This window comes from Flammeovirga pacifica, assembly GCF_000807855.2.
GTDB lineage: Bacteria > Bacteroidota > Bacteroidia > Cytophagales > Flammeovirgaceae > Flammeovirga > Flammeovirga pacifica.
The window spans coordinates 1,172,177-1,186,706 of sequence record NZ_JRYR02000001.1 but is presented as its reverse complement, the minus strand read 5'-3'; the positions used below and the strand labels follow the sequence as shown (position 1 = coordinate 1,186,706).

The 14,530-nt window shown below is 30.3% G+C and carries 13 protein-coding genes; 4 read left to right on the top strand and 9 right to left on the bottom strand.

Features of this window, described 5'->3' with window-relative positions; all coding sequences use genetic code 11:
* Window positions 1-55 precede the first annotated feature (55 nt).
* The 6 genes from NH26_RS04785 to NH26_RS04760 all read right to left on the bottom strand — a co-directional run bounded on the left by NH26_RS04785 (window position 56) and on the right by NH26_RS04760 (window position 7,068).
* The gene (locus NH26_RS04785; RefSeq protein ID WP_044222301.1) at window positions 56-1,132 is read right to left on the bottom strand and encodes a DUF4421 family protein; all 1,077 of its coding nucleotides are present in this window, start codon (window positions 1,130-1,132) and stop codon (window positions 56-58) included.
* 259 nt (window positions 1,133-1,391) lie between these two features.
* Window positions 1,392-1,904 carry a hypothetical protein gene (locus NH26_RS04780; RefSeq protein ID WP_044222298.1) on the bottom strand — a complete coding sequence of 171 codons (513 nt, stop codon included), beginning with the start codon at window positions 1,902-1,904 and terminating at the stop codon, window positions 1,392-1,394.
* 101 nt (window positions 1,905-2,005) lie between these two features.
* Entirely contained in the window at window positions 2,006-4,594 is a 2,589-nt protein-coding gene (locus NH26_RS04775) for a leucine-rich repeat domain-containing protein (protein ID WP_084812061.1), read from the bottom strand.
* A gap of 75 nt (window positions 4,595-4,669) precedes the next feature.
* The gene (locus NH26_RS04770) at window positions 4,670-5,515 is read right to left on the bottom strand and encodes a hypothetical protein (RefSeq protein ID WP_044222293.1); all 846 of its coding nucleotides are present in this window, start codon (window positions 5,513-5,515) and stop codon (window positions 4,670-4,672) included.
* Between the two features lie 234 nt (window positions 5,516-5,749).
* Window positions 5,750-6,352, bottom strand: a complete 603-nt coding sequence (locus NH26_RS04765) for a hypothetical protein (RefSeq protein ID WP_044222290.1) — start codon at window positions 6,350-6,352, stop codon at window positions 5,750-5,752.
* 62 nt (window positions 6,353-6,414) lie between these two features.
* Entirely contained in the window at window positions 6,415-7,068 is a 654-nt protein-coding gene (locus NH26_RS04760) for a hypothetical protein (RefSeq protein ID WP_139262862.1), read from the bottom strand.
* A gap of 264 nt (window positions 7,069-7,332) precedes the next feature.
* Between NH26_RS04760 and NH26_RS04755 the strand changes: the two genes are divergently transcribed.
* A complete protein-coding gene (locus NH26_RS04755) occupies window positions 7,333-7,818 on the top strand; it encodes a glutathione peroxidase (protein WP_044222287.1) in 486 nt (161 codons plus the stop codon).
* A 37-nt stretch (window positions 7,819-7,855) separates the two neighbouring features.
* Here NH26_RS04755 and NH26_RS04750 read toward each other — a convergent pair whose 3' ends face one another.
* Both NH26_RS04750 and NH26_RS04745 read right to left on the bottom strand, forming a co-directional pair.
* A complete protein-coding gene (locus tag NH26_RS04750) occupies window positions 7,856-8,530 on the bottom strand; it encodes a hypothetical protein (RefSeq protein ID WP_044222284.1) in 675 nt (224 codons plus the stop codon).
* A gap of 5 nt (window positions 8,531-8,535) precedes the next feature.
* On the bottom strand, window positions 8,536-9,672 hold the full coding sequence (locus tag NH26_RS04745; RefSeq protein WP_044222280.1) for a DNA polymerase III subunit gamma/tau: 1,137 nt from the start codon (window positions 9,670-9,672) through the stop codon (window positions 8,536-8,538).
* Window positions 9,673-10,185: 513 nt separating this feature from the next.
* Here NH26_RS04745 and NH26_RS04740 point away from each other — a divergent pair.
* On the top strand, window positions 10,186-11,187 hold the full coding sequence (locus NH26_RS04740) for a phosphatase domain-containing protein (protein ID WP_044222277.1): 1,002 nt from the start codon (window positions 10,186-10,188) through the stop codon (window positions 11,185-11,187).
* Window positions 11,188-11,189: 2 nt separating this feature from the next.
* On the opposite strand, the gene NH26_RS04735 is transcribed toward NH26_RS04740, so the two are convergent.
* Window positions 11,190-11,822 (bottom strand): 4'-phosphopantetheinyl transferase family protein, encoded by a 633-nt coding sequence (locus NH26_RS04735; RefSeq protein ID WP_044222274.1) that lies wholly within the window; start codon window positions 11,820-11,822, stop codon window positions 11,190-11,192.
* A gap of 87 nt (window positions 11,823-11,909) precedes the next feature.
* On the opposite strand from NH26_RS04735, the gene NH26_RS04730 reads away from it, so the two are divergent.
* Window positions 11,910-12,827 carry a WD40 repeat domain-containing protein gene (locus tag NH26_RS04730; protein ID WP_044222580.1) on the top strand — a complete coding sequence of 306 codons (918 nt, stop codon included), beginning with the start codon at window positions 11,910-11,912 and terminating at the stop codon, window positions 12,825-12,827.
* 181 nt (window positions 12,828-13,008) lie between these two features.
* Window positions 13,009-14,526 carry a caspase family protein gene (locus tag NH26_RS04725; RefSeq protein WP_044222271.1) on the top strand — a complete coding sequence of 506 codons (1,518 nt, stop codon included), beginning with the start codon at window positions 13,009-13,011 and terminating at the stop codon, window positions 14,524-14,526.
* Window positions 14,527-14,530 lie beyond the last annotated feature (4 nt).

The following is a 14,530-nucleotide window of genomic DNA, read 5'->3' as shown; positions in this document are numbered from 1 at the left end:
TCAGTTCATTTAATTGATAAAAAAAATAGCCTTTGTAATTACAAAGGCTATTTTTTTATTTCTTGGAAGAAGTTATTTCTCTTTTTCTTGCTAATAACCAATCCAAAGGTTTTACTGTCCAATTGAAACGTCTCACTAGATTTATTCTGAACTGACCCATCCAATACATAGATATATTATCATGATTTGTTGTTATGTTATAACTTTCGATAACATATGAAGTACCTATATAATTTCGACCATGATTGTAACCAAAAGCCACTCTGCCATTTAATTTTACACCACCTTTCCAAGTAGTATCATGTACATGTCCATTATCAGTAGTATAAGTATAATTACCATAAGTAGCACCATAACCCACTGCTAAGGCGCCTGTTAAGAAAAAGCGTTCACCAAGAACAAAAGATTGTGCATATCCTCCAATTAACCCTAAGCTCCCGTAGGTCCCTTTTATAACATTAGATGAAATATGGAATTCATCTCTAATATGTTCAGGAACAAGGCTAGAGTCAGCTTTTGTAAATACCATATTAAAGTAGGGGCCGTAGATTAAACTACCTGCAGATTTTTTTTGAACTTCTGTCTGAGCAAAAGCAGCCCGGAAGGAGAACTTCTCGTAATTTTGGATTTTAAAGGCAGTAATTCCAAGTGTATTAATTGTTAAATCTCCTCGGATTTCAGAAGGAGGATTTGGGTTGTTAGGTCTTGTAACTTTATCGAATTCAGTAAGATAAAATCCTTTATAAAACTGTAGGCCGAAATCAATAGCATACCTTCTTCCATACATATAAGAACGCATGTCAAGTTTTTTGGTATGCCCAAGTGTTTTATCATCATTATTGATAAAAGGAAAATTGAAACCGAAATTAATACCTAAACCTTTATAATTAAATCCAAAACCTAAATTGATATTACCATTTGGAGAATAGACGAGTTGTCTACGGTTATTTTGTTCATCATGTGAATTAACAACTAGACTATTAAATTTATAAACGGTATAAAGTCTTAAATGTAAAAAATCATTGTAAGACTTATAATAAGTAGAATCGTGGTAATATGTTTTCTTTTGAGCTTTGATTTGAAAGGAAATTCCAAATATTACTATAAAGAAGATTAGAAGTTTAGTTTTCACAAACGAGTTTGATTAGAAGATCATAATTTTACCTAAAGATAAAGGTTTGTGATGTCAATTATGAAAAAAAGTTAAATTATTTTAAGAAATAGAATGGGTGGTTTGGGGGTTTGTTCAACTGTAAGGGTCTAAAATTTTGGGGTGTTCATCTATATAAATGCTTTTTAACCAAAAAAAGTTTACTTACACTAAAAAAAATACTTATGTAAGAAAAATAAAAAAAGCCATCAAACTGATGGCTTATATATATGTTATGTTTTTATTCCTCTGGAAAGTTATCTAAAGAATTGATCACAGGAGGCTCATCTTCATACTCTTCTACCAACAAACCGTCCTCATATGATATAGATATTTTGATTTGGCTTTCGTTAGCAAAAACAAGTATCATTTCATCATTTGGGAAGAAATCATCTTTAATTTTTGTCAGCTTTACATTGGTAATCTTTTGATTTAGAATATCATTCCAAATGTCCATTTTTACTACTCTGAAGCTCTTAATATCTATTTTTCCATCAAACTGTTCTAAGAGTTTTTTGCGTTCCTTTACTGGGTCAAATACGACGATCTTAATACCATCACTTTCTTCTCCAGCTGTGAAGGTTAGTCTTGTTTTATCATCAAACCTTAATTCCAGCCAATCTAAACATTGGTATTCCTCTTGTTCATTAGAGGTATTGCTCCAAATATGATATATAACATCATTAATTGCTGCACCAGCTAAAGATTGAAGTGTTTTCACTTCATCTAAAGAAAATTTTTGTAATTGTTCCATAATTAAAAAAAACACTCTTATACTTCCAGCAAAGGTAGGTATAAGAGTGTAATATCAAATTTATTTTGATAGATGTTTAGAATTTTTATTCCTTCATCCTATTAATAGAAGTCAACAGAAACATTCGGCATTTGAGCTTTAAATGTATCTACTTTTTTCTGATTTAATTTTGTTTTATAACACTTAAGGGTTTTCAATTCATTCAAACCAACTAAATATTTCAGGTTGTTTACACTAGTGTTATAACACTCAAAAGTTTTTAATTGAGGCATCTTGGTCACAAAAGAAATATTTTTAACTTTCACAATACCTGATACTTTTAATTTTTCCATTTGAGTGAATCTCTCCAATATACTTACTTTTTCTACTAAAGTATTTGAAATATTTAAAGCCTTCAGATTTTTTAAATTTACCAAAGGTGAAATATCAGAAATAGGAGTGTTATCTATAGATAAGTCCTCTAATGTTTTAATATCTGAAATAGGTTGAAGATCTGTTATTCTAGTATAAGAAATATTCAGTTTCTTCAAATCGAACAACATTTGAAGTGGCTTAAGATCTTTAATGCTTTTATGATTACTGATATTAATTTCTGAAATCTTACTTATTTGATGTAAATCAAACTTATCGGGCTGTTTATTACCAATTTTAGCTTCCGTACTAAAAATTTCTTTCCATTGATCTGAAAGACCTTCCCACCACATTTGAAGTTTTGCCGTTCTAAAGACTACTAAAGCTTGTGAATGAATAGCAAATTGAATAAATGCACCTTCTCCAGTAGGAGTGTTGTCTGCTTCAATCACTTTTAAAGATTCTATAGATTGAAGAGGTGTTATTGAACTTACTTTAGAATTTGAGATATCAATCTTTGATAATTTCTCAGCATTTTTCAGTGGAGATAAATCAGAAATTTGAGTTCCTCTAATATTTAGTTTTGAAAGTAACTTATGATTTTCTAATGTTGAAATATCTGTCACATTTGTACTTTTCAAATTTAACTCTGTAATTTTTGGGCAACTTTTTAATGCTTCAATACTATTGATGTTTGTATTTGCTGCATTTAATTTTTCTAAGTTGATCAAAAAGTTAAGTGGTTCTAAGTTCTGAATACCACTTTCATTATGAATATCAATTTCTTTGATATTGGCTATAATTTGTAATTGCTCTTTTTCAGGATTAGTGGTTAACCCTGCAGTAGCCATTAATTTTTGCTTCCAAGCATCACTTAAACTTTCCCACCAATTTTTTAGTTGATCAGATCCATAAATCACTAAAGTTTTAGGATGAGATCTCATATAACTTTGTGCGATAGAAGTATTGATATTAGTTCCATCACAATAGATTCTTTCAATATGTTCTAACTTACTTAAAGGAGTAAGATTGGAAATACCTGTTTGATCCGCTGATAAATTCTTTAAAGCTGTTGTAGTTGCTAAAGAAGAAAGGTCACTTACCTGTGTATTATCAATGCTTAATTGTTCAAGATTTTTAAGTCCATACAATGCATCGATAGAAGTGACATCCGTAGATGATATGTCTAAAGAGCGTAATTGCTTTGTAGAGTTTAAAGACTTAATATTTGATATTTTGGTGTCATTAGCCCATAATACACTCAATTCTTCTAAACCATTCAATGCAGAAAGATCTGAAATATTAGTATTGAAGATATATAGTTCTTTAAGTTGTTCAAAATTCTCAACAACCGATAAATCTTCAATTTGTGTGTCATTAATCATTAAGACCTTAATATTTGTACAATAAACAAGAGGGTCTAGAGAATTGATCCCTGTCATCTCACATCTTAGTGTCTTAAGGTTGGTTAAAGTTCTAATTGCAGACAAATCATTGATACCAGTACCAGAAATATTCAAGTCTTCTAAATTTCTTAGCTTACTTAAAGGAGCAAGAGATACTATTTCTGGGTTTAGAGAAACATCAAGTTCTTTCTTTTGAAGGAAGTGTTCAATGTGATTAAAAATGTTATCATCTAAAGCAGTGGTACTATCATTTTTAGTAATCATTACCGAATCAATAATTGAAATGACATCACCTAAAGGTAGATCATTTTCAAGGACAATATCACCACCTACAATTTCTCTCCAAACACCATCTAATTTATTCCACCAAAGTGCCATATCTTCTTTTTGAGAAAGCTTGGTAGTATAAATAGAAGCAATTTTTAATTCTTGAGCATCGGGATCTAAGTTGATTTCGATAAAACGTTCTAATGAATTATCAATGGTATCATTCATTACTGTAATCGCCTTCAGCTTACGAGTTAGTTGTACAGTGAAGTATAAGTTTCCATCATTGTTCACACTATGCCCAATGTTTTCAATAATAAATTCAAAGTTGGCTTCTTCGAAGAAAAAATCAATGTCTTTAAGGTAAGCTTGTACATCTTTGTTAGAAACTACCTGACGGTTAGGGTCTAAATCATCCTCTATTTGAGTTTTATCAGATTCAAAAGCCTTAAGATAAGTATCATTAATAATGATATTCTTTTCTTGTTTTGTATAATCATCACCTGCTATGTCATTTAGAATACTTTCTATAAACATGACAAGGTTTTTAGCTTCATCTTTGTAATTAGCTAAACGCTCTGCAGATATTTCGTTGTTCTCTTGACCATAAGATACATGAGCAAAAAACATCGATAGTGTTAGATAATATGTAAACAGTTTTTTCATTACTGTATATATTTAGATTCTATTTCTTTAAAATAACTGAACAGATAAGATTGTTCAGTACTTATTGATATTAATTTATTTGTCTTTTTGAAGGATATGTTGTGTCCAAACTTCCATATCTTCATTTTTTAGAGGCATTAATTGAGATATCATCCATCCGGAATTATAAGAATCTCTTTCAAATTTTTCAACAGAAAAATACCAACCTGAAATTTGAAATATATGGAATTTCACTTTATTGACAGTTACAAAAGTAAGATCGCCACTTTTAGCTAAATAAAATAAGACAGAGAGATAGTCCATTTTATAGCCATTCACACCATAATCTTCTATTTCATTCGGATCTCTAAATGCTCTATGTAAATTCATGAAGTCAATTTCATGACTCATAGGGTGTAAAAAATTCTTTTTTGAGGTGTCGTTTTTATGAATTCCTTGTAGTACATCTGAATAGACATCAAAAATAGCCCATTTGTATCCTAGGCTATCTGCTTGTAGTCTTAAATATAAAGTAACATTGATGTTTTTACCCTTGTATAAATACCTTGTTTCAACTTGAGCAAAATACCCTCCTTGACGTTTTTCTATAAACTTAGGAGCTTTGGAGTTGGTTACATCATCAATAAAATCTTTCTTAAGTTTTTTTGTAAGGCTGGCATTCTCACTATCAAATAGAACTTCTAAGTATTTTTTACGCATACTTAATTCTCTAAATTTATAAGAGCCAGTAGGATAGGGCTGCCCATTCATGTCTTCTTCATTATTGAAGCGCTTCACAAATTGAGTAAACTGTTTAGTTTCGGCATATAACTTAGATTCATCACCCTTATAATGACCAATCCCTTGAGCATAACAATTTCCTTCAAAAAGGAAGACTGAAAGTACTAGAAGTATAATTACCTTGTGAATTTTCTGAATCATTCTGTTGTTAGAAGATAAATAAAAAAATACGTTTTTGTATTGAACAGGGTTTACATTTAAGTATAAGTCCTGAAAATTAAAAAACTTGATAAATCACAAAGAGTAAAGTTAAGTGTTAACTGCCCTTTTTCAAATTATTTAATTGGTCAAACGACTTATTTTTTTGTAAAAAAAAACTTGATGATAAATCTTTATACAAATTCATCACCAAGTTTATTTTAGATCTTTTGAAGATTAACCTTTCTTAGTTTCAGATACTTTAATGTCTCCTAATAAGACATCCCAGAAACCAATTTCTCTACCACCAATTTGTGTAGTCTTACGCTCTACATAAATTGTGATATCTTTCTTAGTAATATCTTTATAAACCATACCATCTTCTGTAACACCTGTGAACTTTTGGTAGATAGTGATAACACCTACATATTTACCATCAGGTTGTTTTTCTAGATCAGAAATATATTGAATGTCGAACCACTCAATATTTACAGATTTATAGTTTAATTTATTTAAACGCTCTAGATATTTCTTGATCGCAAAGTAACGAATTTGGCTTTTACCTAAAGTAGAAACACCAATTTGTGCGTCATCTACGAATAATTCTAAAGCTCTTTCAATCACTCTACTTGCTTCAGAAAAAGAAGTTTCTTTATCACCAATTTTAGAAATATATTTACTTAAATCGTGAACTTTTTCTAAAGCTAATGAATCGATTGCCGCTTTTCTTGCCGGAGGCATTGGAGGCTCTTCTTTTGGTGTATCTTGACCAAAAACTTGAAGTCCTAGTAGGCAAAGAAATAATATGCTTAATGTTTTAATAGATTTCATGTTTGTCATTAATTTTATTCATATAATAAGTAGCTTTAATGAAGCTGTTATCATAGAAATCAATTTAATTATTACTTTTTAGTTAAAATCAGCTCAGTGATTTTACCATTTGCATCAGTTTTGAATTCTTTGATTTTATCAGGATTTCTCTGAACATCTTTCAATTTATTCAAATATTTAACTGCAGTTGTAGGTCTGTCATAATCTACAATATCACCATCGTTGTATATTTCGATTAAAACAGGTACATCTGGAGAAGAGAATAATGCTAAAGCCTCAGTAATCATTAAATTAGAGTCTTGAGTATCACCAGAACCTTGGATGTTATCCATTAAATAATAGATGTCACGTTTCTGTGCTTCTTGCGCTTGTGCTTTTGCAGCTTCTTCTTTAGCTTTTTGTTCTGCAGCTAATTTTTCTTCTAAAGCAGTTCTTTGTGAAGCTAAATTTGCTTCCACTTTAGTAATTAAATCATTTGCGGTAGCATCTTCTAAGTTATATGATTTAATCTCATTTAAACGTGCTTCATCTTGAGCTAATTCATCTAAAGAAGAGTACTCCTTATTGGCCATTGCCTCAAGATCTTGAATTGCCTTGTTTGTTTTTGCTAGTAACTCTTGTTGTGCCTTTTCAGCAGCAATCTTTTTTTGACTTTTACAACCTGTAAATGAAATTGCCATGATCATAGACAAAAACAGTGCTGTAAAGATTGATGTTTTGTTCATACTATTTGTCATTCTGTTTAAAACCATTTCCCTTTAAAAAGATTGTTAGGTTATGGAATTATGTTGGAACTTAAAAAATAAAATTTTGTTCAATTTAATCATTCTTACTGATTTCAATGAACAATAATCATGCATTAGCAAAAATTAAGACCGTTTGATGAAATATTTTAAGTCAAACGTATAAAAAATATAAAAAAGTATAATAAAAACTTTTATTTATATCGCGAACGATATAAATTCACGTAAAATTAAAATAATAAAAATATGTCAGCTCAATTTTATTCATTTACAGCTCAAAATCCACAAGGTAATGATATACAAATGTCAGACTTTGAAGGTAAAGTAATATTAGTAGTCAATACAGCAACACAATGTGGCTTAACTCCACAGTTTGATGGATTGGAAGGTTTATTTCAAAAGTACAAAGAGAAGGATTTTATTGTTCTTGGTTTTCCTTGTAATCAATTTGCAGGGCAAGAACCTTTAAGTAATGATGATATGGAAGCGACATGTAAATTAAATCATGGAGTGACTTTTCCATTGATGAAAAAGATAGATGTTAACGGGGGAGATGCACATCCTTTATTCTCTTACTTGAAAAAAGCTTTACCGGGTACTTTAGTAAATTCTATAAAATGGAATTTCACAAAATTTTTAATAGGTAAAGATGGTACTCCTCTAAAAAGGTATTCGCCAACCACCAAGCCTGAAAGTATTGAAAATGATATTCTGAAAGCATTAAATGCTTAAAACAAAAAAAGCTATAGTACATGTACTATAGCTTTTTTTATTCCAGTTCCAACCCTAACTTTTGTTGTAATTTTGTTAATGATGGATATTTATCTTTGAGATATTTTAATTTATCAATACCACTGTAAATTTTCTTAGGTTCATTGGTATTTTCTACCATTGTCACCTTTGTAAGAAGTTCTACAGAGTCATTTTTTAATTCTGACCTTAGATGTCTTAATAAATCGGGTTTAACCACATTCAAATGTTCAGTTTGAACAGAGTTAGTGATGTGGATAATGATATTAAGTTGACTGTCTAAATCTATTGTAGATTCCTCTAGTAATATAGAAGCAAACTTACTTTTACCTTTTCTTTTATATTGATCTGAAAAGACTTTCCATACTTTTTCAGCCTGTTCTAAGGTAAACGTTGCTACTTGTTTTGTAGGAGAAGTAGCATTTGAATGTCTATTATAAGAAGATGGAGGAGGTGGTGGTATACTCGAAACAACGGATGCTTGTTTTGGAACCTGTTGTAATTCCTCCTCTTTTATTTGTTTGGCTTGTCTGCTCAGACCACTTTTAAGCATTTCAAGATTTCCAGAAATCTGAGTAGTAGATTTCATCGATTCTTGAGCACTCTCTTTCTTAAAGTGTTCTTCCAGATTAAATTGCTGAGTTGATGTGGAAGGAGCTTCTTTTTTTGCAAGCTTAGCTTGCTTTGCTTTCAACTCAGCTAGTCTTTTTTTTTTATTTCAATTTGTGCAAGTTGAATGGCTCTATTGATGTGAGACATCTTCATTAAAGTCAATTCAACGTGTAATCTTTGATTTTTGCTTTCCTTATATTTAGTATCACATTCACCACCAAGATGCAGTGCACTCATAATAAATGATTGTGGTGCTTCTTGTGCTTGTTGTTTATACCTTTGTTTTACACTATCAGATACATCTAAAAGAGTTAGAGTAACGTCATCTTTACAGACTAAAATATTTCTGAAGTGTTCACATAATCCATTAATGAAATTATGACCATCAAAGCCTTTTCTAAGAATCTCATCAAAAATTAACATTGCCTGAGCAGCTTCTCCTTTGTTAAGGTAATCTGTCAGTTTGAAATAATAATCATAATCAAGGATATGAAGATTATCTACAGTTGTTTGATAGTCAATTTCTTTATTGTTTGAAAATGTACCAATCATATCAAACATAGATAAGGCATCACGCATACCACCGTCTGCTTTTTGAGCAATAAGGTGTAAGGCATCCTGATCTGTTTTTATTCCTTCATCATCAGCAATTTTTTGTAATTGATTGACAATGTCGTTTACACTAATTCTATTAAAATCAAAGATTTGACATCTTGATAATATAGTAGGTAATATCTTATGTTTCTCTGTAGTAGCTAAAATAAAGATAGCATAAGAAGGAGGTTCCTCTAAAGTTTTTAAGAAAGCATTGAAGGCAGCAGTGGATAACATGTGTACCTCATCAATGATATAAACTTTCTTCTTGCCAGGCTGAGGGGCATATCTAACTTGTTCTATTAGGTTCCTAATATCTTCAACAGAGTTATTTGATGCCGCATCTAACTCCACAATATTAATTGAAGAGTTTTGATTAAAGCTAGAACAAGAAGAACATGTATTACATGGGTCACCTTCTTCAGTGAGATTGTCGCAATTAATTGTTTTTGCAAGAATTCTAGCATTTGTTGTTTTACCAACACCCCTTGGACCACAAAATAGAAATGCTTGTGCAAGATGATTACTCAACACTGCATTCTTTAATGTGTTTGTGATATGTTCTTGTCCTACAACTGTTTGAAAGGTATTGGGACGGTATTTTCTAGCCGAAACAACAAAGTTCTCCATGTAATGATCTCTTATTTAGAGTAAATTCTTAGCAAAGATAAAAAAAACGGTTGCCTAAAAAACCTCTTGCGGTAATTTATTTTCAAAATTAATTATAACATTTCGATGAAAATTAAACTAAATCAAAGTAGAAAGATAAATTACGTAGTATTATTCTTATATCTTATAGTAATAGCATAGAAATAAATGAAAATATTATTAAATTTGTAACATAAACAAAGACAATAAATTGATTGTGTCTACAAATTGACAATCTGATATCAAAATATATTTAATAGACAATTAACACTACAATCTTCCAACTAATATAATTTATCAGACTAATCTGAATTTAAGACAAACTTTCAACTAAACATTAGATCGGTGCACATTTAAAGTGTACCGATCTTTTTTATTTAGTATTAAATATCTAATTTAAATGTGAGATTAAAATCATATATATAAAATTAATCACACAATAGAGGATCTCTTTTTTGAGTTCTTACTTTTTTAATTTGATATAATACCAAAAATTTGAGTTTAAAAAGCGTTTTACTTCCATTAGTAGGTTTTACAACAAAAGACAAGTTGTCGATTGAAGGGCAATTACTTTCTTTCAAATCGGGGTTACTAGATCTAACAAAGAAACCAGAAGGTTTTAGGAGACACGTGTCTAGATTATGGAAGTTATATCGTCACAACCATAAAGTGGGGAATAAGCTATATGGTAAATTAGGTAGTCAACTATTTGAAATTGATGTAGACGAAAATGGATTTTTTAGATTTGAAACATCAATAACAGAGACTTTTTCAGAAAATTTTCTAGATAATTCTTTAAAATTTGCTCTAGATAAAAACTTTACTCGGGAAGTAACAATTCCAACGATTACAAAATCAAGTATTTATAATGTAGGCAATCCTAAATATATTGTCATATCTGATGTAGATGATACCATTTTAATTACACACGCTACTTCATTTCTAAAGCGCATACCTCAAACTATTGTAAAACATGCTTTCAAAAGAAAGGAGGTTGAGGATATGAGTAAGTTTTATAAAGAAATGAAACATCAGGGTGCTGAGATATTTTATGTTTCTAATTCTGAAATGAATCTTTTTTGGATAATTAAGCTATTTTTAATCACAAGGAAATTTCCCCTTGGTCCAATTTATTTACGCTATCAAAAAAATTGGAGAGATTTTATTCGAACACCAAAGGCAAATATTGATCAACTTAAGAATGTTCATAAAATAAATAGAATCAGCTATTTGATTGATAATTTCCCAGAACAAAAGTTTTTATTAGTGGGCGATTCAGGTCAGAAAGATCCATATACTTATAAGGCTATAGCAGAAGCATTTCCTAATAATATATCAGGAATAATGATTAGGGATGTCAATAAAGGAAAGCGAGATCAAGAAATGAAAGAAATAGAAAATGACCTGTCTAAAATTGATGTTCCTTTTTTTCTATTTCATGATCCTAAGGAAGCAATGAGACAAGAAAGAAGGTGGTACAAGACAAGAGTCTTATAATTTTATTTATAAGCAATACAGAATACCATTTCCTCGTGTTTATCAAAAAATAATTGATAGGTTAAAGCTGCTTTATCAATTTCATTTATTTCAACTTTTTTTATTTCATCCTCTTCAATTTGACTTTTTATCTGACTATTAAATTCAATGTTTAATTTTCCAAATGCTTTGTAGGTGGCTTCTTTAACTGTCCAAATTTGTGTTGCTTTTATTGCATCATCAGTAGCATAATTTACTTCATTATTTGTGGCAACTCTTGGTAATAGTCTTAATATCCTACTTTGAATTTTTTCAATATCACACCCCAGTGTATTCAATTGGTTACTGTCTGAAAAACAAACTAATACATATTTTTTTGAATGGGAGATGGAACAAGATAGAGGTAGGTATTTTAATTCAGGCTTACCAATAGCATTTTTTAGAATACCAGAATATTTATATGAATGTTTTTCTAACAGTCTTTTTAAAGCAACTCTTGAAGCAATAGTTTGTAATCGACTATTTTGATTTTTTATCGTTTCAAATTCAGATTTTTCTTCAAAAATATCAGATAATAACTCTGATTCTGATTCATCAATTCGCCAAAGACTATAATAGATCTTTTGATTTATATTATTTGATATTATTTCAGGCATTTTCAAAATTACTCAAATATTACAAGAATTCATTTTTTACTTTATTTAATTAATTGTCATATTTGTTTCAACAATTAAAACTATATGATGAATAGACAAAAATTAGAGGTAGAAAAATTAGCTCAATTTGGTGGGCATAAAGATGGTTTATATAGCGTGGTGAAAACTTCTCACCCTAAATTATTTTATACCGCAGGAGCGGATGGATATGTAGTAGAATGGAATATTGATACGCCAGAGGAAGGAAAAATGATTGCCAAAGTACCCAATACGGTTTATTCTATGGAGGCTTTAGAAGATAGAAACCAATTGGTAGTAGGTCAGAATAATGAAGGAATACATCTATTAGACTTGAATTCGGGAAAAGAATTGAAGTCGATGAAACTAACAGATCAAGCGGTATTTGCTATCGAAAAATCTAAAGATCAACTGTTTGTAGGTACAGGTGATGGATGGGTGTTTGTGATATCTATTGATGAATGGAATATTACTGCTAAAGTAAAAGTGTCAGATAAGTCAGTCAGAAGTATTGCTGTTGACCATGAGAGGCAACAATTTTGGGTGGGTGCTAGTGATCATTTAATCAGAGGGTATGCCATTGAAAATTGTATGGAAATTAGAGAATTATTGGGACATGAAAATTCTGTATTTAGTTTAACCATTTCAAGAGATAACCAATTTTTGCTTTCAGGTAGTCGAGATGCACATATGAGAGTATGGAATTTAGATGGGTTTGTAGAAACACAACAAGATATAGTAGCACACATGTATACTATTAATGATATATCTTTTAATCCAAGTGGAAATTACTTTGCAACATGTTCTAAAGATAAATCTATAAAAGTGTGGAGAAGAGAGGACTTTAGATTACTTAAAGTGATTGATAAAGCTAGACATGCAGGACACGGAACCTCGGTGAATAGATTATTATGGTTAAATGAAAATATAATTATCTCAGTTTCTGATGATCATTCTGCTTCTGCTTGGGAAATAAAAGGATTGTAATTAGGCTTATTTATTACACATACGATCTTTTTGTTTTAGCGGGGTAATTGTATTTTATCAACATTATCATTGTATTATATTGATAATATGAACGTTATGTATTCGTGAATAGTTTTTAATGATGTACAGCAAGTGAAAAACCAGCCCAAAACTTACTCCACATCATTAGCATTAATCGAATATGACAAAATTTACAATTAAATATTGTCTTTGTATAATATTTATATTAGCATCTATCATTTCAACTGCTCAAATTGATTACACCCAATACCAATCTGTGCTTCCTCATTCTTTGAATACAATTTTTAAAGAAGAATTTGAAAATAATAATCATAAGTGGGAGATAGTTGAACATGGTGAAGATTTATTTAGACATAGTAGTTTATCTGATGGTGTTTATGAGCTAGCCTCGAATGATGTTGGCGAAACAGTTATCGAATTAAAGTCAGGATTTCAATATACCAATTTAGATAATTTTGAGATAGAGACTGAAATAAAACATGATTCGGATAACAAAACTCACGCAAATGGATTAATTTGGGGAATGTCCCCCAAAGGAAATAATGGTTATAGTTTCGTATTTAGTGGTGATGGCAGGTTTCACATCCAAGAACTAAATAATGGACAAGAAATTCCTATAGTAGAATGGGAATACCATAAATCCATTAAAGTAAACGGATTTAATAAATTAACCGTAAGGAAAATTAACTTATCCTATTACTTATTTATCAATGAGCATTTTGTAAAAAGATTTCCGTTCAAACCTCTAACAAAAAAAGAAGATGTAACGGGTTTCGTTGCGGAGGGTACTTCAATACAAATAGAAAACATTACAATCAAGAATATCAATATTAAGATTCTTGAAAATTATTCTAATCAGGGTAATTTAATGGCTACTACAAATTCCCTTTCTAGCCCAGTATTTACATCAAGAGGATTGGTAGTTAATAAAAAAGAAACTAAAGGGTCGTTTGAAGAATCCATTGGTCATTTTTACGCTTTAGTAATAAGTGTACAAAATTATATTGATGAAAATATTCAAGATTTAAAATATCCACATAGAGATGCCCAAAGCTTCACTAAAATACTTAAAAATAAATACGGCTTTGATGCTGATAAAGTCTTACACCTTAATGACCCTAACAGGGAAGAGGTACTGAAGGCTTTTAACACCTTAAGAAATCAAATTTCAGAAAATGATAATTTAATAATATACTTTGCAGGACATGGCGTTTATGACGAAGAGGTCGCAGAGGGGTATTGGTTACCCGCAGACGCTCACAAAACGGATGATTCACAATGGATTGCAAATTCTAATCTGAGTACAAAATTGAAAGGTATTAAAGCACAGCATACGCTTTTAATTTCTGATGCCTGTTTCAGTGGTAGTATTTTTAAGACAAGTAGGTCAATAAATACAGAGCCATCTCAATCAATTACTAATTATTATTTTAAGAAAAGTAGGAAAGGCATGACTAGTGGGACATTGAAAACGGTACCGGATGAATCAGTGTTTTCAAAATATTTATTTCAAACTTTAATAGATAATAATAACAAGTACATGACAGCCTCAAATTTGTTTCATAGCTTTAATAAAATTGTGGCTAATAACAGTAATAATGCACCGCAATTTGGAGTGTTGTATGGAGTAGGTGACGAAGGAGGAGAGTTTGTTTTTATCAATAAACATAAGGATTAAAAAA

Coding starts and splice junctions, on each gene's coding strand:
- NH26_RS04755 (WP_044222287.1), top strand. CDS start 7,333: ATGTCAGCTCAATTTTATTCATTTACAGCTCAAAATCCACAAGGTAAT.
- NH26_RS04730 (WP_044222580.1), top strand. CDS start 11,910: ATGAATAGACAAAAATTAGAGGTAGAAAAATTAGCTCAATTTGGTGGG.
- NH26_RS04765 (WP_044222290.1), bottom strand. CDS start 6,352: ATGACAAACATGAAATCTATTAAAACATTAAGCATATTATTTCTTTGC.
- NH26_RS04775 (WP_084812061.1), bottom strand. CDS start 4,594: ATGAAAAAACTGTTTACATATTATCTAACACTATCGATGTTTTTTGCT.
- NH26_RS04760 (WP_139262862.1), bottom strand. CDS start 7,068: ATGAACAAAACATCAATCTTTACAGCACTGTTTTTGTCTATGATCATG.
- NH26_RS04770 (WP_044222293.1), bottom strand. CDS start 5,515: ATGATTCAGAAAATTCACAAGGTAATTATACTTCTAGTACTTTCAGTC.
- NH26_RS04745 (WP_044222280.1), bottom strand. CDS start 9,672: ATGGAGAACTTTGTTGTTTCGGCTAGAAAATACCGTCCCAATACCTTT.
- NH26_RS04735 (WP_044222274.1), bottom strand. CDS start 11,822: ATGCCTGAAATAATATCAAATAATATAAATCAAAAGATCTATTATAGT.
- NH26_RS04780 (WP_044222298.1), bottom strand. CDS start 1,904: ATGGAACAATTACAAAAATTTTCTTTAGATGAAGTGAAAACACTTCAA.
- NH26_RS04725 (WP_044222271.1), top strand. CDS start 13,009: ATGACAAAATTTACAATTAAATATTGTCTTTGTATAATATTTATATTA.